The sequence below is a fragment of the Shewanella amazonensis SB2B genome (assembly GCF_000015245.1).
In the GTDB taxonomy this organism is placed as follows: domain Bacteria; phylum Pseudomonadota; class Gammaproteobacteria; order Enterobacterales; family Shewanellaceae; genus Shewanella; species Shewanella amazonensis.
This window is the reverse complement of sequence record NC_008700.1, coordinates 2,016,211-2,041,192: the sequence shown is the minus strand read 5'-3', so window position 1 is coordinate 2,041,192 and position 24,982 is coordinate 2,016,211. Positions and strand designations below refer to the sequence as shown.

The 24,982-nt window shown below is 54.5% G+C and carries 17 protein-coding genes; 9 read left to right on the top strand and 8 right to left on the bottom strand.

Features of this window, described 5'->3' with window-relative positions:
- Positions 1 to 47: 47 nt before the first annotated feature.
- Complete coding sequence (locus SAMA_RS08705; RefSeq protein ID WP_011759781.1) at positions 48 to 1,850, bottom strand: VRR-NUC domain-containing protein; 1,803 nt, start codon at positions 1,848 to 1,850, stop codon at positions 48 to 50.
- A gap of 2 nt (positions 1,851 to 1,852) precedes the next feature.
- The gene (locus tag SAMA_RS08700; protein WP_011759780.1) at positions 1,853 to 2,131 is read right to left on the bottom strand and encodes a peptidylprolyl isomerase; all 279 of its coding nucleotides are present in this window, start codon (positions 2,129 to 2,131) and stop codon (positions 1,853 to 1,855) included.
- 115 nt (positions 2,132 to 2,246) lie between these two features.
- Here SAMA_RS08700 and SAMA_RS08695 point away from each other — a divergent pair, with 115 nt between their 5' ends.
- Positions 2,247 to 2,666, top strand: coding sequence for a secondary thiamine-phosphate synthase enzyme YjbQ (locus tag SAMA_RS08695; protein WP_011759779.1), 420 nt, complete (start codon positions 2,247 to 2,249; stop codon positions 2,664 to 2,666).
- 153 nt (positions 2,667 to 2,819) lie between these two features.
- Here the strand turns inward: SAMA_RS08695 and SAMA_RS08690 are convergent, their stop codons facing one another.
- The 3 genes from SAMA_RS08690 to SAMA_RS08680 all read right to left on the bottom strand — a co-directional run bounded on the left by SAMA_RS08690 (position 2,820) and on the right by SAMA_RS08680 (position 7,560).
- Positions 2,820 to 4,034, bottom strand: coding sequence for an RsmB/NOP family class I SAM-dependent RNA methyltransferase (locus tag SAMA_RS08690; protein WP_041410295.1), 1,215 nt, complete (start codon positions 4,032 to 4,034; stop codon positions 2,820 to 2,822).
- Between the two features lie 348 nt (positions 4,035 to 4,382).
- Positions 4,383 to 5,630, bottom strand: a complete 1,248-nt coding sequence (locus tag SAMA_RS08685) for a sugar MFS transporter (protein WP_011759777.1) — start codon at positions 5,628 to 5,630, stop codon at positions 4,383 to 4,385.
- Positions 5,631 to 5,925: 295 nt separating this feature from the next.
- The gene (locus tag SAMA_RS08680) at positions 5,926 to 7,560 is read right to left on the bottom strand and encodes an alpha-glucosidase family protein (protein WP_011759776.1); all 1,635 of its coding nucleotides are present in this window, start codon (positions 7,558 to 7,560) and stop codon (positions 5,926 to 5,928) included.
- A gap of 505 nt (positions 7,561 to 8,065) precedes the next feature.
- Between SAMA_RS08680 and SAMA_RS08675 the strand changes: the two genes are divergently transcribed.
- The 3 genes from SAMA_RS08675 (at position 8,066) to SAMA_RS08665 (ending at position 14,909) form a co-directional block, all read left to right on the top strand.
- On the top strand, positions 8,066 to 10,888 hold the full coding sequence (locus SAMA_RS08675; protein ID WP_011759775.1) for a TonB-dependent receptor: 2,823 nt from the start codon (positions 8,066 to 8,068) through the stop codon (positions 10,886 to 10,888).
- A gap of 83 nt (positions 10,889 to 10,971) precedes the next feature.
- Positions 10,972 to 13,023: a glycoside hydrolase family 13 protein gene (locus SAMA_RS08670; RefSeq protein ID WP_011759774.1), complete on the top strand. Its 2,052-nt coding sequence runs from the start codon at positions 10,972 to 10,974 to the stop codon at positions 13,021 to 13,023.
- A gap of 5 nt (positions 13,024 to 13,028) precedes the next feature.
- On the top strand, positions 13,029 to 14,909 hold the full coding sequence (locus tag SAMA_RS08665) for an alpha-amylase family protein (RefSeq protein WP_011759773.1): 1,881 nt from the start codon (positions 13,029 to 13,031) through the stop codon (positions 14,907 to 14,909).
- Positions 14,910 to 15,087: 178 nt separating this feature from the next.
- Here SAMA_RS08665 and SAMA_RS08660 read toward each other — a convergent pair whose 3' ends face one another.
- A complete protein-coding gene (locus SAMA_RS08660; protein WP_011759772.1) occupies positions 15,088 to 15,747 on the bottom strand; it encodes an FMN-binding negative transcriptional regulator in 660 nt (219 codons plus the stop codon).
- 411 nt (positions 15,748 to 16,158) lie between these two features.
- On the opposite strand from SAMA_RS08660, the gene SAMA_RS08655 reads away from it, so the two are divergent.
- Together SAMA_RS08655 and SAMA_RS08650 are read left to right on the top strand one after the other, a co-directional pair.
- Positions 16,159 to 17,715, top strand: a complete 1,557-nt coding sequence (locus SAMA_RS08655; RefSeq protein ID WP_011759771.1) for an MFS transporter — start codon at positions 16,159 to 16,161, stop codon at positions 17,713 to 17,715.
- A complete protein-coding gene (locus tag SAMA_RS08650; protein WP_049757871.1) occupies positions 17,696 to 20,188 on the top strand; it encodes a glycoside hydrolase family 15 protein in 2,493 nt (830 codons plus the stop codon). The genes SAMA_RS08655 and SAMA_RS08650 overlap by 20 nt, the downstream gene beginning before the upstream one ends.
- Positions 20,189 to 20,361: 173 nt before the next feature.
- On the opposite strand, the gene SAMA_RS08645 is transcribed toward SAMA_RS08650, so the two are convergent.
- Positions 20,362 to 21,396, bottom strand: coding sequence for a LacI family DNA-binding transcriptional regulator (locus SAMA_RS08645; RefSeq protein WP_041410289.1), 1,035 nt, complete (start codon positions 21,394 to 21,396; stop codon positions 20,362 to 20,364).
- A gap of 103 nt (positions 21,397 to 21,499) precedes the next feature.
- A complete protein-coding gene (locus SAMA_RS08640) occupies positions 21,500 to 22,186 on the bottom strand; it encodes a DUF3334 family protein (protein WP_011759768.1) in 687 nt (228 codons plus the stop codon).
- A 302-nt stretch (positions 22,187 to 22,488) separates the two neighbouring features.
- Between SAMA_RS08640 and SAMA_RS08635 the strand changes: the two genes are divergently transcribed.
- From SAMA_RS08635 to SAMA_RS08625, 3 genes are all read left to right on the top strand, one after another.
- The gene (locus tag SAMA_RS08635; protein WP_011759767.1) at positions 22,489 to 24,105 is read left to right on the top strand and encodes a methyl-accepting chemotaxis protein; all 1,617 of its coding nucleotides are present in this window, start codon (positions 22,489 to 22,491) and stop codon (positions 24,103 to 24,105) included.
- Between the two features lie 144 nt (positions 24,106 to 24,249).
- Entirely contained in the window at positions 24,250 to 24,648 is a 399-nt protein-coding gene (locus SAMA_RS08630) for an ACT domain-containing protein (RefSeq protein ID WP_011759766.1), read from the top strand.
- Between the two features lie 64 nt (positions 24,649 to 24,712).
- Complete coding sequence (locus SAMA_RS08625; protein ID WP_011759765.1) at positions 24,713 to 24,970, top strand: HPr family phosphocarrier protein; 258 nt, start codon at positions 24,713 to 24,715, stop codon at positions 24,968 to 24,970.
- Positions 24,971 to 24,982 lie beyond the last annotated feature (12 nt).

The window sequence follows — 24,982 nt, the reverse complement described above, 5'->3', positions numbered from 1 at the left end:
AGGACAAGCTTTATTCCTGGCGCGATCCAAGCCTTCCAAAAAGTCCACTAGGGACGTGTTGCTCCAATGACATCTTTCGCTTCCTCATCGGTCGCTTGCTCAGTACGCCACGTAACCCAGAGAACCTCACTTGCCATCTCTTTGTTGCCAAGCCAGCTCAGCCAATCCTTTTGATGATCGGCAAGGCGATCTCCGGGTCCTTTAACTTCGACAAAGGCAAGTTGTCCATCCCGAATCAATACCAAATCAGGAAAACCACTGCGTCTGGCACGCAGGTCCTGCAATAACCTCTCTACCAAGGACGCCACAAAGGGGCCTGTGAGATACGGCAGCAAAGAGGTTAACAGGGTTTCGCTCCACAACGTCCAATTCACCCAGTCATTGGCAATGCCGTGCTTACGGTGAAAATGACGGCTAAGCATGGAAAGATCACCCTGATTAAGCGCAAACAAGCGCTCATCCAGCATGGCCTGGCGCCGCTGACTGAACTCCGGCTGATACATGTCCGATGGCGCGGTCTGAAAGGGATGATCAAACGCCCCTTTTACCGGCGCAAACAGGATATCCCACAACGCCAAACCGAAAAGGCCACAGCTGAACGCGTTTTCGAGGTGCCAACCCGCTATGCCCTGAGCATCAAAGTGTTTGAGAGCGGCATACTCAACCCCAGGCTTAGCGGCCAATTCCAGTTTTTGTTCAGACAGGCTCAAGGGGGCAAGATTATGCCAACGTAACCCCGCTTTTTTGGCGAGTCTTGGCAACATGCGCAGGCTGGCGTGGTACTCCTCGTCGGCCAGAGGCGATTCAAAGAGTGCCTTCGCCCCATGAAAGGCCTCCTGGTAACGGCCGAGGGCCTCCAGACAGCGCACCCGCCGCTCACGGGCGGGGACAAGCTCAAGGCCTTGATACAGGAACAGCGCCTGCTCGGTTAAGTCCCTGCGTTCATACTCTCTGGCGATACGGCTGAGCAGATGACCCAGTTTGCGCCCTTGCCTGCCGGTATCACACAAAAATTGAGGCTTGGGTTCAGCTGAAAATTCCAGGCTCACACATGAAGACAGCTGGCTTTTGAGCACCTCAACCAGGTCTTCCAGTGTGGCCAAAGGCAGCTGTCTTGTGTCTTCCAACGCTTGGGCTACATCGGCACACAACAAGGCGAGCTCGACTTCATGGCGGGTATCAAATCGTCGGTTGGCTTCATCCAGCCGATAGTCCTCGTAGCGGCGATAACCGAGCTCAGTAACAACAAACTCGTCCGATTGCTGCCAGGCGTTACCAAAATACAACAGCCTTAAGGTGTCGTAGGCAGCTGTAGCATCGAGCCGGAGTACATCATCTCTGAACTGCCTCGCTATGCCTGTCCAAAGTGTGGTGCCATCTGCCAGTAACGTGGTGTCAGCATGGGCAATGAGTTGCTGTTTGGTTGCGGTTTTGAGCGGCGGTGAATCATGAGGGTGCTTAGCGCTCGCCCTGGTATCCACATCCTCTTCTATACCGACAGGTTGCAGCTTTGAAATAGCCGCTGCAAGCTCATTACGGGTAATAAGGGATGATAGTATGCCCGGCTCGGGTGACTCGCCAAGGGTGATAAACCCCTGCTGCTCAAGCTCAGCACAGGCCTGGGCCAATTCTGGGATGTCTGGGTAACTCAGCTTGCTGATACGAAAATAACCGCCGCGACGGCTCAGTAACCGCACCAGCAGCCTCAGAGCGCCTGAAGGCAGCGTATTTGGACAATCTTGAAGCTTGAGTTCATTCTCAGACAACAGATCCCGATAGCGACCAAGACCATTCAGCAAAACGCTGAAGTGTCTGAGGTAATAATCGGGATCGTCGAGGGTGTTAGCCAACTTCAGTTGCGGTAGATGGTTTGGATAAGGTGGAAACCAAAGCGGGTTTTTACCGGGCCATGGACTTCCAGTATCGGCTTTTTGAATACCACATCGTCAAAGGCTTTAACCATCTGCCCCGGGCCAAACTCGCCCAGGTCACCACTGCGACGCTTGGATGGGCAAAGGGAATACTGCTTGGCCAGTTTGCCAAAGTCCTCTCCCTTGTCGATACGGGCTTTAAGCTTTTCGGCTTCTTCTCGGGTTTTAACCAAAATATGTCTGGCACAGGCTCTGGCCATGGGATTCTCCTCAATCTTGCAATGTGTCTATTCTACCCCAAAGCTCATCCCAAGGCAGCGCTTGCATGGCTCAGAGCGCTTTCATACACTGCGGGTTCAAAAAAGGAGATGTCTTATGTGGTTTCAAAAAAGCTTCAGCCTTGGCCCCAAGAGCCGCGGATTTCATTTGGTCACAGAAGAAATAACCGCCCAGCTGCCAGAGCTTGCCGATGTCAGTGTGGGATTACTGCATCTGCAGCTGTTGCATACCTCTGCATCACTGAGCCTCAATGAAAATGCCGACCCCACGGTAAGACAGGACTTTGAAAGCTTCTTCAATCGGACAGTAAGGGAGAATGAGCCCTGGTATCGCCACGACTATGAAGGGCCTGACGATATGCCGGCGCACATTAAATCCAGTTTGCTGGGAACCAGTCTGATGCTGCCTATCAGCAAAGGACGACTGGCCCTCGGCACCTGGCAGGGCATCTACCTTGGCGAGCACCGTAACTGTGGCGGTGAGCGGCGCATTATGGCCACCCTGCAGGGGGAATAGCAGCGCAGCGAGAATAGCAGCGAAGCGAGAATAACGGCGCGGGGGAATAACAACGCAACCAACACAGGCGTCAGTAACATCTGCGTAGGCATTCTGCCCTCCTTGGTGTCACGGTGGACACAGGCAGAATGCGCATACGCCGCTCAGTGCCGTTTATTCGGCGATGCGTTCCAATTTGGCCAGATAGAAACCATCGAATCCTGACGTGGCCGGGGTAATATTCTCATCTTCCAGCAAGCGGAAGTTGGGGTTGGCCGCCAAAAATGCATCAACCTGACCGCGGTTTTCACAGGGCATTATCGAGCAGGTTGCATACACCAAAATGCCTCCCACCTTCACCATGCGGCTGTAACTGCCAAGAATATGGGCCTGCAGCTCCATCAGCACCGGCAAACGCTCTTCGGTATCACGCCACTTGGCATCGGGATTACGCTTGAGCACCCCAAGACCGGAGCAGGGCACGTCCAGCAGCAGTCTGTCAGCAGACAGCTTCAAACGTTTGATGGTTTTGCTGCCTGCAATCAGACGGGTCTCGACATTGTGCGCGCCTGCGCGGCGGGCCCGCTCTTTGAGGTTATCCAGCTTCCACTGCTCAACGTCCATGGCAAGCAGCCTGCCCTTACCTGTCATGGCAGCGGCCAGATGCAGTGTTTTACCACCGGCGCCGGCACAGGCATCAATCACCCGCATCCCGGGTTTCACATCCAGCGCTGCGGCAACCAGCTGTGATCCTGCATCCTGCTGCTCAAACCAGCCATCGGCAAAGGCCTTGGTACGAAAGAGCGCGGCGTTGGACGTCACCTCCAGTGCAGACTCTACACCGTCAACGGGGACCGTCTGCACCCCTTCGGCGGCCAGGCGCGTTGCCAGTTCATCGCGCGTACACTTAAGGCCATTGGTGCGCAAGTAGCGCTTGGGGGCCAAAGAAAGAGCTGCTCGCTCTGCCGCCCAGGTATCACCCAGCTCTGCCTGTCCGAGTTTATCCAGCCAGTCGGGGCAACCGTCCCACAACAGTGGCTCTGCCTTGGCCCGCTCGAGGCGCTCAGCAAAGACCGCCTCTTCAATATCCAGGGTGTATCTGAGACGCGGAATGGGCAAACCATGGAATCTGTGCCAGGCATTCAGTACCCGGCTCCCTTCGCGCTCGATGCGCTCCGGGGTGGTGTCAGCAAGGAAACAGAAAAGATTCAAACGCCGGATAAGCTCACCGGTCACCGTCGCGATTCTGGCCTGCTCTTCACTTTCGAGTTTCAGACCCGAAAAATGACGTGAGTAGGCCCTGTCCAGGGGCGAGCCTTCCATAAGAACCTGATTGAGGATCCCAAGAACCAATTCGGCAGAAGACGGTGACAAAGGCGATGCGAGCATGGTGGCTATCCGGCATTGAAAAAACTGCGGGATCATAGGAGGTATTGCGCCCCTTCGCAAGGAAGAACGCCGGGCAATGGTGGAATAAGATAGCCGATTGTCAGGATGGCTGTCTTATCGATAGCCTATTGGGGATGTCTGTTGTTCATCCAGGGGATCTATTCAGGCGGTTTAAGCACCCGTGCGATAAAGCATGGCGTTAATTGTCTATCGGCCCAGAATCACGCCTCATCGCTATTTTCAGAGAACCCCCTGTGTATTCAGCCAATAAAAAAGCGCCCTGACGGCGCCTTTTATCAGACATTATTGTCGCTGTCGCCATTCATGTCTGGCGACAGGTGCTGGTATTCAAGCCTTGGCGGCTACAGGCTTACAGCCTTTCAGGCCATAAAAGAGGATGTAGCCATAGCAGAGCACCGGCAGAATGAATGAGGCAGACAAGCCGACAGAATCAGCCAGAAGCCCCTGCAACAGCGGCACCAGGGCGCCGCCCACAATCGCCAGACACAGAATACCCGAGCCCTGGGCTGTCGCCGGGCCCAGGTTTTTCAGCGCCAGACTGAAGATGGTCGGAAACATAATGGAGTTGAACAGCCCCACCGCCAGAATCGCCCACATGGCCAGGGCGCCGCTGCTGTTCATGGCAACCAGTACCAGCAGGGCCGCCATGGTGGCATTGAAGCCCAGCACCTTGCCGGCATCCACTTTTTGCATCACGGCCGCACCGATAAAACGCCCCACCATGGCACCGCCCCAGTAAAAGGCGATGTAATGGGCTGCATCGGCCTCGGCCATGCCCGCCACATGGGATTCACCCAAAAAGTTCACCAAAAAGCTGCCAATGGCCACTTCACCGCCCACATAAACGAATATGCCTATGGCGCCGAGCACCAGATGGCGATGGGCAAGCGCGCTCTGGCCAGTCGCGGCCACCTCATCTTCCTGGTCATGGATATGGGGCAATTTCAGCAGTGCAAACACCACCGCCAGCACAATCAACATGCCACACAGCAGCAGATAGGGCAGCTTGACCGCATCGGCTTCGGCCTCGGCAGAGGCGCCAACGGCCACCGACAGGATAAGCACAGAGCCAAAGGCCGGGGCTATGGTGGTACCCAGGGAGTTAAACGCCTGGGTCAGGGTCAGACGGCTTGAGGCTGTTTGCACCGGTCCCAGCGCCGTCACATAGGGATTGGCCGCCACCTGCAGCACGGTAATGCCGCTGGCAAGCACAAAGAGTGCCCCCAAAAACACGCCGTACGTGGCCGATACCGCCGCCGGATAAAAGAGACCACAGCCCAGCGCCGCAGTTAACAAGCCAACCACTATGCCCTTTTGGTAGCCGAGGCGTTTTACCAGGACACCGGCCGGTACCGACACCAGAAAATAGGCACCAAAGAAACAAAACTGAATTAACATCGCCTGGGCATAGTTCAGGCTGAAGACGGCTTTCAGATGCGGAATAAGGATGTCGTTAAGACAGGTAATAAAACCCCACATAAAAAACAATGTGGTGAGTGAGGTCAGCGCAAAGCCGTAACGTCCCCCCTCGGATGCGCCTTCATGCCGGGCAGTGACAGGTACGCCGGAAGCCATAGTTTTCTCCTTGATTATTATCGTTATTTCAATATTTTATGGTCGAGGTCTACAGCTAAGCTTACCCCATGTATTTCACGTCGGGCCCATATGCAAGGCGCTGCTGGCTTTTCCCCCTGGTATGGGCGGGCGGCACTTGCTTAACGCCGGCAATGGTGACCTGGGCAATGGTGACCCAGATTATCAGCTTTGGTGCGCCCAACTGTACTCTAATCGGTTGCACACAAAGCTAAACCAAACTTCCACAAATGACACCGAACCCAATGTCTTACAGGCCAATCCCACTCTCTCGGATTTAGTTGCCCAGTAACAGAGCCCCGTGGGGTGCAAGGCGAACAGTGCCAGCGCCGTCCAGACTACCACCTTCAAGCCCATGGCCTTCAAGGAGCTTCCATGGCTCACTGCCAGGAACAGTCATCGTTTGCGGCTTATCAGATAAATTGAACACACAAAGCACTTTTTTATCAGAGCTCACACGTTCAAACGCCAGAACGGGCTCTTTGCTATCAATAAATTTAATTTCACCAGTTACCAAAGCCGGCTGAGTGCGGCGCCATGCCATAAAGCGGCTGAACTGATTGAGCACCGAGTCCGGGTTCGCACTCTGGGCGGCAACGTTCAGTGCACGATGTTCTTCTGGCAGCGGTAACCAGGGCATGGCACCAGAGGCTGTCGCACCGAATCCCATGTATTCGCCTTCGGCTTGCCAGGGCATGGGGGTACGACAGCCATCGCGGCCTTTAAAGTTAGGCCAGAATGCGATACCAAAGGGGTCCTGCAGCGCATCAAAGGGGATGTCGGCTTCGGTAAGCCCCAACTCTTCGCCCTGATACACGCACAGGCTGCCCCGCAGGCATCCCAGCATGGCCGACAGCATCTTGGCCATTTGAGGTGTGCCCTTACCCTGCCCCCATCGACTGATGACCCGCTCCACATCGTGGTTGCCTATGGCCCAGCACGGCCAGCCGTCACCGATGGCACCTTCGAGTGCTTCAACTGTGCTGCGGATATACCCAGCGCTGTAGTCCTTGGTTAAAAGCTCAAAGCTGTAGGCCATGTGCAGGCGGTTATCGCCCCGGGTGTATTCGGCCATGGTGGCAAGGGAGTCTTCGCTTGAGACTTCACCGAGGGTCACGGCACCCGGGTAGCGATCAATCAGCGCTCTTAAATCTTCGATAAAACCAAGGGTTTCGGGACGTTCGTTGTTGTACCAGTGATACTGATAGGCGTAGGGGTTGTCTTCAGAAAAACCTCGGCCCTGGCGCTTATCGGCCGGTTTCGCCGGGTTGTCACGAAGCGCCTTATCGTGGAAACAAAAAGTAATGGCATCGAGCCGGAAACCATCCACGCCCTTTTTGAGCCAGAACTCTACGTTATTGAGCACCGCCTGACGAACGGCTTCACAGTGAAAGTTAAGATCCGGCTGGCTCTTCAAAAAATTGTGCAGGTAATACTGCTGGCGTCTTGGCTCCCATTCCCAGGCGCAGCCACCGAATATCGCCAGCCAATTGTTGGGAGGGGTACCGTCTTCTCGGGGATCGGCCCACACATACCAGTCGGCCTTTGGATTGTCGCGGCTCTGGCGGCTCTCGGCAAACCAGGCATGTTCGTCGGAAGTGTGGCTGAGTACCTGATCGATAACCACCTTCAACCCCAGAGAATGGGCCTTGGCAATAAGCTCATCAAAGTCGTCCATGGTGCCAAACATGGGGTCCACATCAAGATAGTCACTGATATCGTAACCAAAGTCCTTCATGGGAGAGCGGAAGAAGGGCGAGATCCAAATCGCATCCACATTGAGGCTGGCAATATAGTCCAGACGCTCGATGATCCCTTGCAGATCGCCAATACCATCGCCGTTACTGTCCTTAAGACTGCGCGGGTAAATCTGATAGATGGCAGCGCCGCGCCACCAGGGATGAATGCTCATTGTTGTCCCTCAATTCAGGTCATTTAGGCCGTGTTTTCCGGCTTTGTAACGCCCCTGGCTGTTGGCGTTTTGTTGCCAATGCGTAAGTACAGCCAAGATGCTGGATGTTGCATGGAGGATACGTGACAAGCAAAAGGGCCTTCAATAGAGCTGCATACGTATGCACAAAATGAAGCACCACCTGTTGCGTGAGCCTTATCCATATACTTATATTTTTTCATACACTTAAGCATCAAAAACTGACTGACAATTGCCGTACTGCTTCCCTCATCCGGGGTCATTTTCGCCTCTGACACGGCTTTGAATACGTATGCACTCGGTTGAGCAGGAAGAAAGGGCGGGAGTAGTATCGTCACCGTTGTGCAACATGTTGGTCATAAAAGCAGCCTTATGCAGTAATTTAAGTGCATGAATGCCCAATAACATTAATAAGCAATGACTGTTGTCCCAACATCCAAGCAAGCTCGCGGGCACGACATGGGCCGCGACCAAAGGGGAAAGATGAATGATGCAATTTAAACCAAACCTGCTGACCGTGGCGTTGCTCGCTGCCGGTTTCAGTATGCAGGTACTGGCAGCCGAACCTTCTGAAGAAAAAGATGTAAACAAAGAAGACGCTGCCAATATCGAAGTGATCACCGTAAAGGGCTTTCGCACCAGCGTGATCAAGTCGCTCAACGAAAAACGTTTTGGCGATACAGTCTCTGAATCCATCTCTGCCGACGATTTGGGCGCCCTGCCCGATCAGTCCATCGCCGACGCCCTCACCCGCTTGCCCGGCATCACTGCCGTGCGTACCGGCGGCCAGGCCAGCGGCCTGAACATTCGTGGTTTGGATGGTGACTTTGTGTTTGCCACCCTGAATGGCCGCGAGCAGGTCACCACCGGCAGCAAGCGTGCTATCGAATTTGACCAGTATCCTTCTGAGCTCATCAGCCAGGCCGCTGTTTACAAGTCACCCAAGGCATCCCTGATTGAAGGTGGCGTGGCCGGTACCGTTGAGCTGAAAACAGCCGATCCACTGCGCGCTGCAAAAGAGCAAAACTTTACCTTTAATGCCCGCGGTGCCTTTAACGATCGCGCCGATGAAGTTGCCGATGCCAACGAGTACGGCAATCGCTTAAGCTTCTCTTATCAGGGCAAGTTCCTGGAAGAAACCCTGGGTGTTGCCCTGGGTTACGCGCACCTGTACCAGCCTTTTGTTGCCAGCCAGTTTATCGGTTTGCGCTTCAACGATGCCAAGAAAGATGTCAACGGTGATGGCGTGGTTGAGTCCATCAGCGAAGGCTTTGAAATGCAGCAAAAAGGTGGCGAAGACACCCGCGACGGTTACATGGCTGCCATTCACTGGCGCCCCAATGATAACTGGTCTTTCAAAGGTGATTTGTTCCACTCACAGTTCGATTCAGAAAACTTTGCCCGCGGTTTCCGGGTGAAGTCACTGCAAAACGGCACCATCACCAACGCCAACATTAAAAATGGCTCCATGATTGGCGGCACCGTGAGCACCGATGGCACAGATAACTTTGCCCTGTTTGTGGTGAACGATAACGACTCCAAGTATTCAGAGCTGACCTCTGGCTCTTTCAACGTAGAGTGGAACAACGGCGATGCCCTGACCGTTTCAGCCGATATCAGTTACTCCAAGGCCGATGGCGAGTTTGTGAACGGTGGTACCCGTGCCGTTGTGTATCAGGATATCGACAATGAAATCCGCGCCGCCGAGTCCATCAGCTATCAGCTGAACGATCTGAACCCAGCCTCCATCTCGGTCACCAACGACTACACCGACCTGAGTACCCTGGGCCTGAAAGAAGTGGGCATGTGGCCCTACAACCAGCAAAACGATCTGATTGCGTACAAGCTGGACTTCAACTATCAGCTGGATACCGCTTTTGTCTCTTCAGTTGAGTTTGGTGTGCGTTACTCTGAGCGCGAATTCAACGCCCAACGTTCACAGGCAGGTTACGGTTTCGAGTTTGGCCACAATCCGGCCAACCAACCCGTACTGCGTCTGACCGACGACATGACCAGCGTGGTTAACTTTGGCGGTGAACTCGCCGGTTACCCAAGCTTCCTTGCCATCGACTTCGACAAGGCCGTTGATCTGGTGAATGCACAGCTTGCTGCCACAGGTCAGGATCCTTTTGCCCCTACCGCCAACTGGTCCAATAACTGGACCATGATCCAAAGCGGTGCGGTAAACGAAGATGTACTCGCCGGTTATGTGCAGGCCAATCTGGAGTTTGATCTGGCCGACGTGAAAGTGACTGGTAATCTGGGCCTTCGCGTAGTGCATACCGATCAGTCCAGTACCGGTCTGCAGCAGGTGGGCTTTGGTCTGGGTGAAGCCATCACCGACGAAAAAGGCGTGGTGAGCACAGATTATATCCGCAACGAAGTGGGTAAGACTTACACCGACTACCTGCCCTCATTGAACCTGAACTTCCACCTGACCGATAACGATCAGCTGCGTTTTGCCGCCGCCTCCGTGATGGCACGCCCGCCTATCGATAAGCTGAAGTCAGGCATGGGCAGCTGGTATGACGATGCCGCCACTCCCGGCTACAAGAAGTACAACGCATGGGGCAACACCAGCCCACTGCTGGATCCCTTCTACGCCGATCAGTTTGACCTGTCTTACGAGCACTACTTTGAAGACAGCGAAGGCGCCGTGGTCGTAGCCCTGTTCTACAAAGACATCAAGTCTTTCATTAACAACTTCACCATACAGCCATTCGATTTCGAAGCAGCCGGTTTCCTGGTGCCCGATACCATTATCGACAATGGTGTTGAGTTCCCGGTGGTGAAAGACGAAGGCCAATACCAAACCGCCATCAACAACGACAAGGGTGGCTACATCCGCGGCGTTGAGCTGGCTTACACCCAGGTATTTGACTTCCTGCCCGATCCTTTGAGTGGTCTGGGCTTCACCGGCAGCTACTCTTACTCTGACAGTGAAGTGCAGTTCACCACCGATTTGAGCGGCTCATCTCTGGATATTCCGCTGCCAGGTTTGTCTGAGCACGTGGTTAACACCACACTCTTCTACACCCTGGACGGTTTCGATACCCGTTTGAGCATGCGTTATCGCAGTGGTTATGTGTCTGAGCAGGTTGCGGTTGAAACCCAGCTGGCCTTCTTCGATGCCGAAACCATCTTCGACTATCAGGCGTCTTACGCTCTGGATAACGGCCTTAAGTTCCTGTTCCAGATCAATAACCTGACCGACGAGCCCAACAAGACTTACTTCGGTGAGGAGTATCAGACAGGGACCATCCAGTCCTTTGGTCGCCAGTACTTCCTGGGTATGAGCTACTCAATGTAAGCAGCTTTTTGAAAGCGGCACCCTGAAAAGACCTGCCCCAGGGCAGGTCTTTTTATTTGTTTTCCGGTCAACAGGAGGTTGCAATGGAGCAACTCACATTAAGCGCGCAGGGCGCTGCCATCCACAGTCGCGTCGCCCGGCGCCTGTGCCTGACGGTGTTTATCGGCTTAAGTGCGGCCACATCCACTGCCGCCCTCTGTGTGCCCATGCAGGGGCACGAAAACGCCTTAAACAGCAATACACTCAATCCCCTCAGCCTCAGTCAGGCGCCGCATTCCGGCCATGGGGTTACGTCAAGCTCAGTGAAAGTCGAGCAAGTGAAGGTCGAGCCCCTGAACTGGTGGGTTGGGATGGAAAACCCTCAGCTTGAATTGATGATCACAGGTGAAGGAGTCGCACACAGTACCCTGAGGCTTGAAAATGCCCTTGGCGCAAAACTGCTGGAGATCATTCCCGGCGACAGCCCCAACTACCTGTTTGTGAAGCTCGACCTCTCGACCGCCAGTACCGGCATCCTCACTCTGGTGCTAAGCCGCCCCGCAAGCACAATCAATCCGGCAACTGACCTGACAATCCCATACGAGCTTAAAGCAAGAGCCCCCGGTAGCAAGGAACGTCAGGGGTACGGCAACAGGGACGTGATGTATCTCATCACCCCCGACCGTTTTGCCAATGGCGATAAAGCGAATGACAATCTGCCCGGTTTTGACGACAAGCCCAGTAACCCGGTCTACAGCGAACCTGGCAACAGTCGCGACAACGCCCGCCACGGTGGCGATCTGGCCGGTATTGAGCACAGGCTCGATTATCTTAACGACCTTGGAGTGACCCAGCTTTGGCTAAATCCACTGCTGGAAAATCGTCAGCCGGCCTATTCCTATCATGGCTACGCCATCACAGATTTTTATCAAATCGATGCCCGCTTCGGCAGCAATGCGCAATATCAGGCATTGGTCAGAAAAGCAGCCGATAGAGGCCTTGGCGTCATCATGGATGTAGTACTCAATCACATGGGTTCGGGACATCCCTGGATGCAGGATCTGCCGTTTAATGACTGGGTCAATCCCCGGTCAATGCACACCAGCCACAGACGCACGGCGGTTCAGGACCCTTACGCCGCGCCCAAAGATGCGGCCGCCTTTACCGACGGCTGGTTTGTGGACAGCATGCCGGACCTCAATCAGCGTAATCCCCACCTTGCCACTTACCTGATTCAAAATAACCTTTGGTGGATTGAATACGCGGGGCTGTCGGGTCTGAGAATCGACACCTGGTCTTACTCAGATAAGCACTTCCTCAAGGCGTTTTCCGAGGCCATCATGGCGGAATATCCCCATTTCAACATGGTGGGGGAAGAATGGAGCGGCAATCCTGCGGTAGTGTCGTATTGGCAGCGGGCAAAGCAAAATCCCGATGGATATCAAACGTCTCTGCCGGGACTGATGGACTTTCCCCTCTATGAAGTCTTATTGCAGGCAGTCAATGAGGAAGAGCGCTGGGGCACAGGCCTTATCCGCCTCTATGAGGCCCTTGCCAACGATATGCTCTATCCCCATGCCCAAAATCTGGTGCTGTTTGAAGGCAACCACGACACCAACCGCCTCTACAGCCTGCTTGGGCGCGATATGAACAAGTTCAAGCTCGCGCTTGCCTACGTGCTCTTGTCAAACCGGGTGCCGCAGATTTTCTATGGCACTGAATTTGCCATGCAAAGTCCTGTTGAGGGGCGCAACGACGGCGCCGTGCGGGCGGATATGCCCGGCTTCGGCAAGGCCGGATTCAGTAAGTCAGACATAGATGCCATGGCGGGCGACTCAAAAACGGCCTTTGAGTTTATCCGTGCATTGCTGCATTTTCGTAAAACCAGTGATGCGGTGCACAGGGGCAAACTGGTTCATTTTGTGCCACAAAGTGGCCTTTATGTGCAGCTGAGACAAGCACCAGATGATAACCCTGACGCCAAAAATCTGATGGTTATCTTTAATAAAAACAAAGATTCTGTGAGTCTGGATATGGGGCACTTCACCGATTTCCTGCCCCTGAACACGGACGTAAAGAGTGTGCTCGATAACAGGCATTTTTCATTACCGGCCACACTCACTGTGTCATCCCCCGTTACCCTGCTGGAGTTTTAATCCCCATGGCATTTGTTTCTTCTCGCCGCATTTCCCTGCTGGCCCTGACCAGCCTGACAGCCCTGCTCGGCTGCAACGTGCCACACAATAGCAACACGGATATGTCAACAACCCAGATAACATCCGCTGACGCGGTAACGATGAAACAGCAGGCGTCCACACCCTCGCCTCTGGTGTATCAGCTCTTGCCCCGGGTCTTTGGCAATCAAAACCTCACCAACACCCCCTGGGGCAGCATAGAGGAAAATGGCAGCGGTAAATTTGCCGATATCGATGAGGTGGTGCTGGCTGACCTTAAACACCTGGGGGTAAGTCATGTGTGGTACACGGGTGTCTTGCATCATGCCTCCGTGACTGACTACAGTACCTATGGCATTCCCCGGGATGATGCCGATGTGGTCAAGGGGCTGGCGGGCTCCCCCTACGCCATCCGAGATTATTACAATGTGAATCCCGACCTGGCACTCAACCCCGAAAAACGACTGGAGGAATTTAAACAGCTGATAGCACGCACCCACAAGGCGGGGCTTAAGGTCATAATCGACATAGTGCCCAACCATGTGGCGCGTCATTACCAATCCCTGTCGGCGCCTGCGGGCATTCAAAATCTGGGTGCCGGGGACGACACCCAAAAGGCCTACGCCAAAAGCAATCACTTCTACTATGTGCCGGGGGCCGACTTTAAGGTGCCCGACGAGACAAACCGACCTCCTTCGGCAAGTCTTGATAAGGTGAATGCCGCACAGGATGGCCATTTTCAGGAGTCTCCCGCCAAATGGACCGGCAATGGTGCCACCAGCCCCAAACCCGATGCGTCTGACTGGTATGAAACGGTTAAGCTCAATTACGGGGTGACACCGGATGGCAAACATGAGTTCCCTGAGGTGCCTGCGGCGCTGGCCTTTGCCCCTATAGAGCATCATCAGGCCTTTTGGTCCACGCAGCACAACCTGCCCGATACCTGGTACAAAATTCGGGAAATCAGCCGATTTTGGTTGAGCCTGGGCGTCGATGGATTCCGCTTTGATATGGCGGAAATGGTGCCTTTGTCCTTCTGGAGTTTTCTTGCCAGCGATATCAAGGTCGTTAATCCTGACGCGCTGCTCATTGCCGAGGTGTACGAGCCCGGCCGTTACCGGGACTTTATCGGCCTGGGAAAACTGGACTTGCTCTACGACAAAGTTGGCCTGTACGACAGTCTCAAGGCCGTCAGCCAGCAAGGCATAGCCAATCCAGATGCCGTGGATACGGCCCAAATCGGTGAGCGATTAACCGAAATCCGCGATATCGCGCCCCATATGCTGCACTTTTTGGAAAACCACGACGAACAGCGTATCGCCAGCCCGGAGTTTTTGGGCAGGGCTGAGCGGGCCTTGCCGTCACTGGCGGTCTCCCTGTATGCCACCGAAGGGCCTTTTCTGCTCTATTTCGGCCAAAGCCTGGGTGAGGACGGCAGCGAAACCGGCGGTTTTGGCAAACCCAGCCGCACCAGCATATTCGATTACGTCAGTGCACCGGCCATGGCCCGTTATCTGAAAAGGCCAGACACGAAAGAGGGCAGCGAGGAAGCTGCCGGAGCGGCGCAGCAGGATGCACAACTGGGTGTTGCCAGTTTGCCCAACGAGCGCGAACTCAGGCAGGCCTACAGTGCCATGCTGGCTCTGGCCGGCACCATCAAGTCGGCCGGTGAGCTTAAGATTTTGCCATCCACAGGGCCCGTATTCACGTTTCGCCGGGGGCAGTATCTGGTCACGGCAAACTTCGCCGATATAGCGGTAGCCCTTGAGGCAGTGAACGGGAAAGCGCTGGAGCCAATCCTCAGTATTCCGGCAAATCAGCACACCGAGCTTGCCCCCTGGGGAGTGCGCGTCAGTCTGGTGGAATAAGGGTTCCATTTGGTAATGAAAACCCATTTAATTTTGCCATTATAATGACGCCAAAAACGTCTGGGCCCGGGAGCGTAACGTTCCCGGGCCCAGACTTAAGCTGACTCGGCGGAGCTTTCAATGATTTGCTCAGCCATCCCCGCTCTACTCTGCTTCTACCGCTCAGCCGCTCTGTGGGCTACTTTTCTCTGCTTTGGTCCACTTGTTCAGTCTGGCTATCCGTGCCCAGCCCCAGTCCCATCCGCTGCATTTCACGGTAAAGGGCCATGTCATCGAGCCGTTCGGAAGACTTGAGCGCCGCCGAAACACCCTCTTGATCGCCCATCTTGCGATGCTGGCCCAGTTTGGCCTTGGCCTCGATGCGTTCGACCACAATCTCAAACGCGACTATCGCCTTGCTCAGTTTGCCAACATAGTCTTTGGGCATCAGGGTCTCGTCATCCCATAACTCAGGTTCAAATCGGGCGATGGTGTGCTTGAGTACGGCCTCAACGCCACCATCATCCTCTTTTTCGTCAAGCAAGTTAAAGGTGCCATACACATGGGCCGCACTGTAGTTCCAGGTCGGTACAGCGGGTTTTGCCTGATACCAACGGGGGCTTATGTAGGCATGAGGGCCAGAAAACACCGCCAGCACAGATTGGCCATCCAGGGCACGCCATTGGCCGTTGGCCCTCGCCATATGCCCAATAATCCTGCGTCTGTCACTGTCAAACACCAGTGGCAAATGGCTTGCCACCAGCCTCTGCTGATTGGAGATAAGCAAGGCAAAGGGATGGCTATCGATTAAACTCACAGCCTCAGCATCGGTGAGACTCATGGGCGCGGGAATGTACAATTTGGGCTCCGTTTGTTAATGCTAACAGCAGCTTAACACCCAGAGATTCACACACAAGCCCAATAACAAAAATGGCAACTATTTCAGTCGGTAACACAGAGCCACCAGGGCTAAAGCATGTTGCGCGCAGGTTATTCAGCGGGGATGAATACGTATGTAAGTAGTTGTCACTTATCCTGTACGCCGTTTAGGATGAATGCGCTGATTATGAGCCCCTTCGGGGGCTGGGTCGTTACGGAAGAATGGACCTTCCGGCTTTGGAGTACCTCGCCCGGCTTCGCTTCCACGAAGTGGGAACAGGTCTTGGGCGGCGAGCGTCTGAGGGAGGCTCTCGCCGCTGATTTTTTGTATCCGATAATAAAAGGGCTGCCGCGAGTTCATTGCGGTCAAAGCACCCACGACAGGACACCTATGACTTCCCACACATCCCCACTCAAAGATAAGCCGCCACTGTCATTCTGGCAGATTTTCAACATGTGTTTCGGCTTCCTCGGTATCCAGTTTGGCTTTGCACTGCAAAATGCCAACGTCAGCCGTATTTTTCAGACCCTGGGCGCCAGCATCGATGATATCCCCATCCTGTGGATAGCGGGCCCCCTCACCGGTCTCCTGGTACAGCCCATCGTGGGCTATCTGTCCGACAACACCTGGAATCGTTTTGGCCGTCGTCGCCCCTACTTTCTGATTGGCGCTGTGCTGACCACACTGGCGCTGTTTATCATGCCCCACTCGCCCTATCTGTGGGTGGCAGCGGGTATGCTGTGGATAATGGATGCCTCTATCAATATCGCCATGGAGCCATTTCGCGCCTTCGTAGGCGATAAATTGCCGGAGTCACAGCGGGCAAAAGGTTTTGCCATGCAGAGCTTTTTTATCGGCATAGGCGCCGTGGTGGCCTCCGCGCTGCCTTATCTGCTGTCTAATTTTGCCGGTGTCTCCAATATCGCGCCTGAAGGACAAATTGCCGACACCGTGCGTTACTCCTTTTATCTTGGCGGTGTTGTGCTGCTTGCAGCCGTTGGCTGGACCATTATCAGCAGCCGCGAATACAGCCCGGAAGAACTCAGCCGCTTTAAGGGGCACGAGCAATCCGGGTTTGAACGCCACCATGGTCGTACGCCAGAGGCTTACCGCAAAGGCGCTCTGGTATGGAGCACTCTGGGCCTTGCCATCACAGCAGCAACCTTTGCCGCCGATCTGGATAAACAACTGTATCTGCTTGGTCTTGGTGTATTCGCCTTTGGCCCGCTGCAATGGTACTGCGCCCAGCGTTTAAGCGCGGCGGGCAAGCGCAGCGGCAAGCTTGGAATGGTATTTGAAGTGGTAGACGACCTCTTCCACATGCCCCATGCCATGAAGCGTCTGGCGCTGGTGCAGTTTTTCTCCTGGTTTGCGCTCTTTGCCATGTGGATTTACACCACGGCGGCGGTGACCTCGTATCACTATCACAGCAGTGATGTGCTCTCCAAAGCCTACAATGACGGCGCCGACTGGGTTGGTGTGCTCTTTGCCTCATACAACGGCTTTGCGGCACTGGCTGCCATGGTGATCCCGCTGCAGTGTATGCTACTGGGCCTTAAGGGCGCTCACATCATGAATTTGTGCCTTGGCGGGATTGGGCTGATGAGCTTTTACCTGATTGCCGATCCTGCTCTGCTGTGGATACCCATGATAGGGGTTGGTTTTGCATGGGCCTCTATCCTGTCTGTGCCCTATGCCATACTCTCCACCAGCCTGCCGGGCAACAAGCTCGGTGTATACATGGGGATCTTCAACTTTTTCATTGTGATCCCCCAGCTGGTGGCCGCCACAGTGCTTGGTTTTATTCTCAAGAGCCTGTTTGGCAATGAACCCATATACGCTTTGATCCTCGGTGGCAGCGCCATGATATTGGCCGCCCTGTCAGTACTATTCGTCCCTGCCAGAGAGCAGGAACCCGGGCGCAGCAATGCCGCTGCCCAGGTCTAATTATCAGGGAGACGCTTTCGTGCCAGTGACCCATTCTTCTTCGCTTCGTGCCCTCAGCCTTGCCATAGCAGCCGCGCTTGGTGTGTCTGCCTGCCAAAAGGCCCCTGCACCCCAGGAAACCACTCCGGATAAGGCGATGGTGAAAATTGCCCCGGGCGCGCCCGGCAACACGCCCTTGTGGGCCTTCGCAGGCAAAACCGGAATAGGTACCAGTTACGAACCCTATGTGGACGGTGCTTATGTGAGTACCGTCGAGAATCCGGTGAGCCGGGTGTGGTATTCGGTGGCCAACGGCGTGCTGACCGAAACCATGTATGGTCTGATTCACAATGCTCAGCTTCGTGAGCTGTCCTTTATCATTAAGGGCGAGGATTTTATTGATTTTGAAGCCAAAGATGCCAACCATCACCAGGACTATCTGCACCTGGATGATAAAGGGCTTCCGGAGTCCCTGGCACTGCTGCTCACCAGTACCGATAAAGAGCAAAAATACCGCATCGAGAAAAAGATAGTCACAGATCCCCATCGGGATTCTCTTATCATGAGGGTCAGCATTGAAGCCCTCGAAGATGGCATTACCCCCTTCCTGTATGCCGATCCGCACATCGATAATGGTGGCGCCGATGACCTGGCGTATCTGTCTGACACCGGTTTTGTTGTTACCGATAAGGCAGACGCTTCCAGCGCCTTGAGTCTGGAGATCAGTATCGATTTCGTGCGCCGTCAGGTGGGCTTTGAAGGGGTATCCAGTGGCGTCGAGGCCATTAAGGCCGGGCATCCCCTACCCGGCTACAGCCAAACCTTTGCCGATGCCGCGGCTCCCCAGGTGGGGAACGTGGCCCTCACCGGCGAGCTTAAAACACTGGCCAGGGGTGAAACCCTCACGTTTGATGTAGTACTGGGCTTTGGTCAGGGTGCGGATGCAGCAACGGCCAACGCCAGGGCGTCCCTTACCGCCGGCTTTGATTCGCTGGCACAGGACTTCAGAGGCAACGACACAACCCCCGGCTGGCGCCAGTATTTGGCGTCCTTGCCAGCCCTCAGCGCCATGGGTAATGCCACGGCAGACAATGGCCGCCTCCTTAACCTGAGTGCCATGGTGCTCAAGGCACAGGAAGACAAAACCCATGCAGGCGCGCTGATTGCCTCCCTCTCCAACCCTTGGGGCGATACCATACCTGCGGTCACGCCAAGCACTGGTTACAAGGCCGTTTGGCCAAGGGATTTTTATCAGTGCGCCATGGCGTTTTTAGCCCTGGGTGATACCCAAACCCCCAAGGTCGCATTTGAGTACCTCAAACAGATCCAGGCAGGCCCGGGTCTCAAAGGCTACGAAGGTGCGCCCGGTTGGTTCCTGCAAAAGACCCATGTGGATGGGCAAATAGAATGGGTTGCGGTGCAGCTGGACCAAACTGCCATGCCGATTATGCTTGGCTGGAAGCTGTGGCAAGCCGGTGAGCTCAGTGATGATGAGGCACGTCACTGGTATCAGGAGATGCTCAAGAGCGCGGCCGACTTTTTGGTCAGCGGCGGTCACATTAAACTCGACTGGAATGAGCGTACCATCACCCCACCCAGTACCCAACAGGAACGCTGGGAAGAACAGGCCGGGTTTTCACCTTCTACCATAGCGGCTGTGATTACCGGTTTGCAGGCAGCAGCAGCCCTTGCCGAGCATGCAGGCGACAGCGAAGGGGCGCAGAAATACCTCGCTGCTGCCACGCGCTACAGTGAGCAGCTCGAAGCTCGTACCGTAACAAACAAAGGGCTGCTGTCGGACAAACCCTATATTCTGCGGATTTCCCCCGAGGGCACACCGGATACCGACGCCAAGCTCGCCGACAATAATGGTCGTCCGGGGCTGGATCAGCGTCAGATCCTCGATGGTGGCTTCCTGGAGTTGGTGCGTTATGGCGTGCGCACCGCTGACAATCCACTCGTCCTCAATACCCTTGCTCTGGTGGACGACACGACCCTGGAAGACAATCTGCGCATCCGTTATGACTTCACCACGGCCCAGGGACAGGCATTTCCCGGCTTCAGGCGTTACGGTAACGACGGCTACGGCGAAGATACTGTCACAGGCGCCAACTATGCCGAGAACGGCAGCAACAGTGCCAATCAGCGTGGACGGGTATGGCCCTTCTTTACCGGCGAGCGCGGTCATTATGAGCTTGCCAAAGCCACAGTGGGTGGCCAACCACTCAGTGAGGCCGATAAGCGCCGCCTGATTAATACCTACGTGGCAGGAATGGAAAGCCTTGCCAACGGCGGCGGTATGCTGCCTGAACAGGTGTGGGACGGTGTGGGCGACGCCACCCGCTTTGGCTATCGTTTGGGTGATGGTACCAACTCGGCGACCCCCCTTGCCTGGACCCACGCCGAATACGTAAAACTGGTGCGCTCCGTCCATGATGCCAAGGTCTGGGATAACTACCCCTTCGCCAAGCAGCCAGCCCCTGAAACAAAGTAGCCCCTGAGACAAAGTGTTATCTGAGACAAAATAAAGACGGCTGACACTTGCCGCTGAGAGTAAAAAAGGAGCCTCCGGGCTCCTTTTTTATTGCGATAACTTATTCGATAAACTTTCAGAATACGGGTTTATCGGCAGCAGACGTGCGTATTGGCGCCGATAATTCAGCGCCGTTAATCGCCAAGGTCAATGCCACAGGATTTCCTCACCACCAGGCTGGTCGGGATTAACCGTGGTGGCACAGCCTCGCCGTGAATGAGTTTGAGCAGGCTTTCCACCAACATTTCACCGGCAAGTTGGGTGTTTTGCTTGATGGTAGTCAGTGGCGGATTGGCAAAGCTCGCCACCGGAATATCATCGTAGCCCACCACAGCCACGTCTTCGGGCACCCTGAGCCCGGCTTCTTTCAGGGCCCTGATGGCCCCGATGGCAATCAAATCACTGGCGGCAAAGATGGCATCAAACTGGGCACCCTTGCGAATAAGCTTGTTGGCCGCATCAAAGCCGGCACTTTCAGTGCTGATGGCATCCACCTGGCAGCGCTTATCGGCCACAAGGCCCGCATCTTTAAGCGCCCTGACATGGCCAAGGTAGCGGTCGCGAAACTCAGGGCTGTGGCTTGAGGCATCCCCCAAAAATGCCACGGATTTGCGACCAAGGGAAAGTAGGTGTTCGGTGGCTATTAAGCCGCCCTGCTGATTATCACAGCCCACAGAAGCCACCGTCGACTTGTTGTGCTCAGCACCCCAAATCACAAAGTGAGTATTTTGGGCCAGCAAGCGCTCCAGCTTGTGCTCATAGTCCACAAAGTCACCGTAGCCAAGCAGAATAATACCGTCTGCTTTGTTGCTGTCTTCATAGTCGGCGTGCCAATCGCTGGAAAGCTGCTGAAAAGACACCAACAAATCGTAGCCCTGTTTTGCAGTAGCCCGGGTAATAGAGCCCAGCATCGACAAAAAGAAAGGATTAATCAGGGAGTCGTCGTTGGTGGGATCTTCACACAGCAGCAATGCCAGGGTATGGCTGTTTTGGGTACGCAGATTACTGGCGTTTTTATCTACCTTGTAGTTAAGCTCGCGGGCAATGGCACGGATTTTTTCCTTGGTTTCCGGACTCACCAAGGGGCTGTCCCTCAGGGCGCGGGACACAGTGGACTGGGACACACCCGCCCGATAGGCAATATCGATAGAGGTCGCTTTACTCGCCATAACAGGACTCTTGTTATATTTGCTCGGGCCACTGGCCACCGCCCCGACACAGAGCGGCAAGCTCATGGTAAATCAAGTGCAATTCCTTGTATAGCAAGCGACTTTAGATCCCCAGCTCATCGAGCAAATCATCAGCATCATCGGCCACTATGCCCTTGCCAGCCATCTGTGACCAGGGTGACCTGGTATTGCCGTGCTGCTCAATCAGGAAATCCGGATCGAACTCCTCGTCCAGCTCAAACTCCCGGGTTTTGACAAACTCTGTCTTGTCCATGGCAAATTCAAGATAAAAGATGTGGTTGCTTTCGGTCATAAAAGACACCCGGCGGATCACTGGTTCATCCAGATTGGCATCAATGGAGATGGTGATTTCCTTGTTGATGGTCAGCATCTTCGGCTGACTTTGACTGATGGAGGTTTGCAGCTCCTTGGACACCTTACCGATAAAGTCTCCCAGGATCTGGTTCATAAGTTCCCCCATCACGTTACCGACTTCATCGGAGTTGTGGGAGAACGCCAAATCGCTTTCAGGCATGCCCATGTTGAGCATATAACGGCGATAGATTTCCACGGCAGAAGCGGCCGAGAAATTGATCACCACCAATCCCGAAAACCCACCATCGAAAATGGAGAAGCAGCCCAGATCAGGCTTTAAACGGGTGCTGGAAATATTCTGCACCATGGCCGCGTGTGTGACCCTGCTGCCACTGGTGTGGGACAACACATGGGACACCGAATGACAGAGTTTCAGCAATATGTCTTCTGAGGTAACTATCTGAGTAACACTCATCTTTATCCGCCTTTTGATTGAATTAGTTAATCTTGCGCATAAAATCACTTGAAATCAAAGTCAAAACAAACGATTAACCTGATAAGCGTCTATTTTATCGGCAACGGGCGCGTGCGCGGTTTATCTCCCACTATACACCTTAGTCCTGCGATGATGCCCGGTGTCTTTGAAACAGGGCAGTAACAGAGTCGGGCAAGGATCACGGATTTACACTTTTACCCCGGGATTTACACCAAGGTCGCACAGATTGACCATAGCTATCTGATAGACTCTTGCCTGCCCTACAGATTACGGAGACGGCCATGATTGCCTTCCTCAGAAAATTCACCATCTTACAGCGTCTTATCATGATGCTGGCGCTGGCAGCCCTTGGCACCTTTTGCTTTGCGGCCTTTAATATCCAGGAACAGTACAACAACCTTGAGCAGCAAAAATGGCTGCAAAATGATGGCCAGTTGGATACTGTGCTGTCGCTGGTAGAGGTGCACAGGCAACAGGTGCAGCAGGGTCAAATCAGCGAAGCAGATGCCAAGGCAGAAGTGGCGAGTCTTATCAATGCAGCTCATTACGGCAATGGTGGCTACTTTATGGTGGTGGATGCTGAGGGTCAGATCCTCGCTGCCGGTGGCCAGTCGCAGAAAATCGGTAGCCGTGTCAGCGACAAGTCTATCCTGAATCTGGTCAATGAAGCCCGCACCAAGGGCAAAGCGGTTGCCACAGTAGAGACCCTTAACCCGGACACAGGCAAAACCGACACCCAGTTGGCTGAAGCACGTCAATTTGCCCCCTGGCAGTGGATTGTCATCACCGGTGCCTTTGTGGCCGATGTCAATGCCGCCATGGAAACCGCCATCTGGAATACCCTCATCATTATGATGTTGATTTCCACACCACTGTTTGCCCTCTTTATGGCGCTCAATCATTCTATTACCTCGCCCCTTAACCGTGCCATTGAGGCGCTGGAAGACATCGCCGACGGCGAAGGGGATCTGGGAGCGAGACTGAGCACCGCAGGCAAAGATGAGGTAGCTCACCTTGCCAAGGCCTTTAATCGCTTCGCCGAAAAAATCGGTAAGTTAATTAAAGACATCAAACCCATGGGCGATGAACTGACCGATGATGCCCAGGCCCTGAGTCAGGCGGTTGAAACCGCCAATCGCAGCAGTGAACAAATCCATCGGGAGACTGAAAGCGTTGCCGCCGCCATTCATCAAATGCTGGCCACGAGCCAGGAAATGGCCCACAACACCCAGCAGGCTGCCGATTCGGCTTCCAAGGTAAAGGGACAGGCTCAGGAGAGCCAGTCGCTGATGACCAGCACGCTGAAGCAAACTGAATCCCTGGTAGACAAGCTGAAGGCGGCAGAGCTGACTACGGCCCGACTTGGCGCCGCCTCAGGTCAGATTGGCAGCATTCTCGATGTTATCCGCGCCATTGCCGAACAGACCAACCTGCTCGCCCTCAATGCCGCTATTGAAGCGGCCCGTGCCGGCGCCCACGGTCGCGGTTTTGCGGTTGTGGCCGATGAAGTGCGTGCCCTCGCCAACCGCACCCAGCAGTCCACCAATGAAATTCAAAAAATTATCAGCGAAATTCAGGCCGGTATCGGCGATGTAACCGCCTCCAACAGTGCCAATCAGACACTGTCTGAATCGCTGCAGAGCCAGGCCCGTCAGGCAGGCGCCTCCATGGACGCCATCTTGTCGCTGGTCGCCCACATTAACGACATCAACACTCAGCTTGCCAGTGCGACTGAAGAGCAGTCGCTGGTGACCGAAGAAATCAATCGCAACATCAGCAATATTTCAGAGCAAATGCAGCTGGCGGTTGAGTCCAACGAAGGTAATCGACATGCCGCAGGCTCGCTGCAATCCATCAGCCGGGCACTGGCCAAGGCCCTTGGGCATTTCAAGGTATAGTGGCATTCAGTTAATGAAAACATAAAAAGGGGGACCACAGGGTCCCCCTTTTTATGCGGGCGAATTGTGCTAGGCTAGGCCTTAACCCATGCACACAAGCGTGCACAAATTCTGCCGTTTCAGGCTCTATCCGGAGAACCCCAGGTGCGATTGACCCTTGCCTTGCACGCCAGACTTTACAGCATTCACAGCTTCAGCCCGGATACACAGGTGCCTGCGGTTGTTTTTGCGCAGGAGATGTTTTTCATCGGTAAAACCCGGGAAGAGCTCTCTGTGGTAGTGCCCTCAGAGCTCGAATTGGACAGCCTGGAAGCCGAAACCAATTGGATATGCCTCGAAGTGCTGGGCCCGCTGGGGTTTTCCATGACAGGTATTCTGTCACGCATATCGGGTATTCTGGCTGAAAACCACATCAGCATTTTTGCCATATCCACCTTTGACACCGACTATATTCTGGTCAAAAAAGAGAAACGGGAGCTGGCGATCGCGGCGCTGAAGAAAAACGGCTATCAGATTATCGACCATCCCCAATCTGCCGACTGAGTGCCTTGCTCCTTTCGCCACCTTGTTGGACAATAGCGCCATTCTTTGTAAGACAATCGAAGCCATGTACGAAAAAACTGTCACCATCACTGCACCCCATGGGATCCATACCCGCCCTGCCGCCCTCTTGGTCAAAGAGGCCAAATCCTTTGAATGTGACGTGATAGTCGAATGTAATGGCAAGCAAGCCAGCGCCAAGAGCCTGTTTAAGTTGCAGACCCTTGGGCTTTATCAAGGGGTAAACGTCCGGGTATTTGCCCAGGGCCCCCAAGCCGAAGACGCCGTTGAAAGAGTCTCGGCGCTCCTGGTTACTTTAAGCTGATAGCCGGAGGCA

Bases quoted from the DNA above. Each gene is read 5' to 3' on its own strand.
- SAMA_RS08700 (WP_011759780.1), bottom strand. From the start codon at position 2,131: ATGGCCAGAGCCTGTGCCAGACATATTTTGGTTAAAACCCGAGAAGAA.
- SAMA_RS08695 (WP_011759779.1), top strand. From the start codon at position 2,247: ATGTGGTTTCAAAAAAGCTTCAGCCTTGGCCCCAAGAGCCGCGGATTT.
- SAMA_RS08690 (WP_041410295.1), bottom strand. From the start codon at position 4,034: ATGCTCGCATCGCCTTTGTCACCGTCTTCTGCCGAATTGGTTCTTGGG.
- SAMA_RS08685 (WP_011759777.1), bottom strand. From the start codon at position 5,630: ATGGCTTCCGGCGTACCTGTCACTGCCCGGCATGAAGGCGCATCCGAG.
- SAMA_RS08680 (WP_011759776.1), bottom strand. From the start codon at position 7,560: ATGAGCATTCATCCCTGGTGGCGCGGCGCTGCCATCTATCAGATTTAC.
- SAMA_RS08675 (WP_011759775.1), top strand. From the start codon at position 8,066: ATGATGCAATTTAAACCAAACCTGCTGACCGTGGCGTTGCTCGCTGCC.
- SAMA_RS08670 (WP_011759774.1), top strand. From the start codon at position 10,972: ATGGAGCAACTCACATTAAGCGCGCAGGGCGCTGCCATCCACAGTCGC.
- SAMA_RS08665 (WP_011759773.1), top strand. From the start codon at position 13,029: ATGGCATTTGTTTCTTCTCGCCGCATTTCCCTGCTGGCCCTGACCAGC.
- SAMA_RS08655 (WP_011759771.1), top strand. From the start codon at position 16,159: ATGACTTCCCACACATCCCCACTCAAAGATAAGCCGCCACTGTCATTC.
- SAMA_RS08650 (WP_049757871.1), top strand. From the start codon at position 17,696: ATGCCGCTGCCCAGGTCTAATTATCAGGGAGACGCTTTCGTGCCAGTG.
- SAMA_RS08645 (WP_041410289.1), bottom strand. From the start codon at position 21,396: ATGGCGAGTAAAGCGACCTCTATCGATATTGCCTATCGGGCGGGTGTG.
- SAMA_RS08640 (WP_011759768.1), bottom strand. From the start codon at position 22,186: ATGAGTGTTACTCAGATAGTTACCTCAGAAGACATATTGCTGAAACTC.
- SAMA_RS08635 (WP_011759767.1), top strand. From the start codon at position 22,489: ATGATTGCCTTCCTCAGAAAATTCACCATCTTACAGCGTCTTATCATG.
- SAMA_RS08625 (WP_011759765.1), top strand. From the start codon at position 24,713: ATGTACGAAAAAACTGTCACCATCACTGCACCCCATGGGATCCATACC.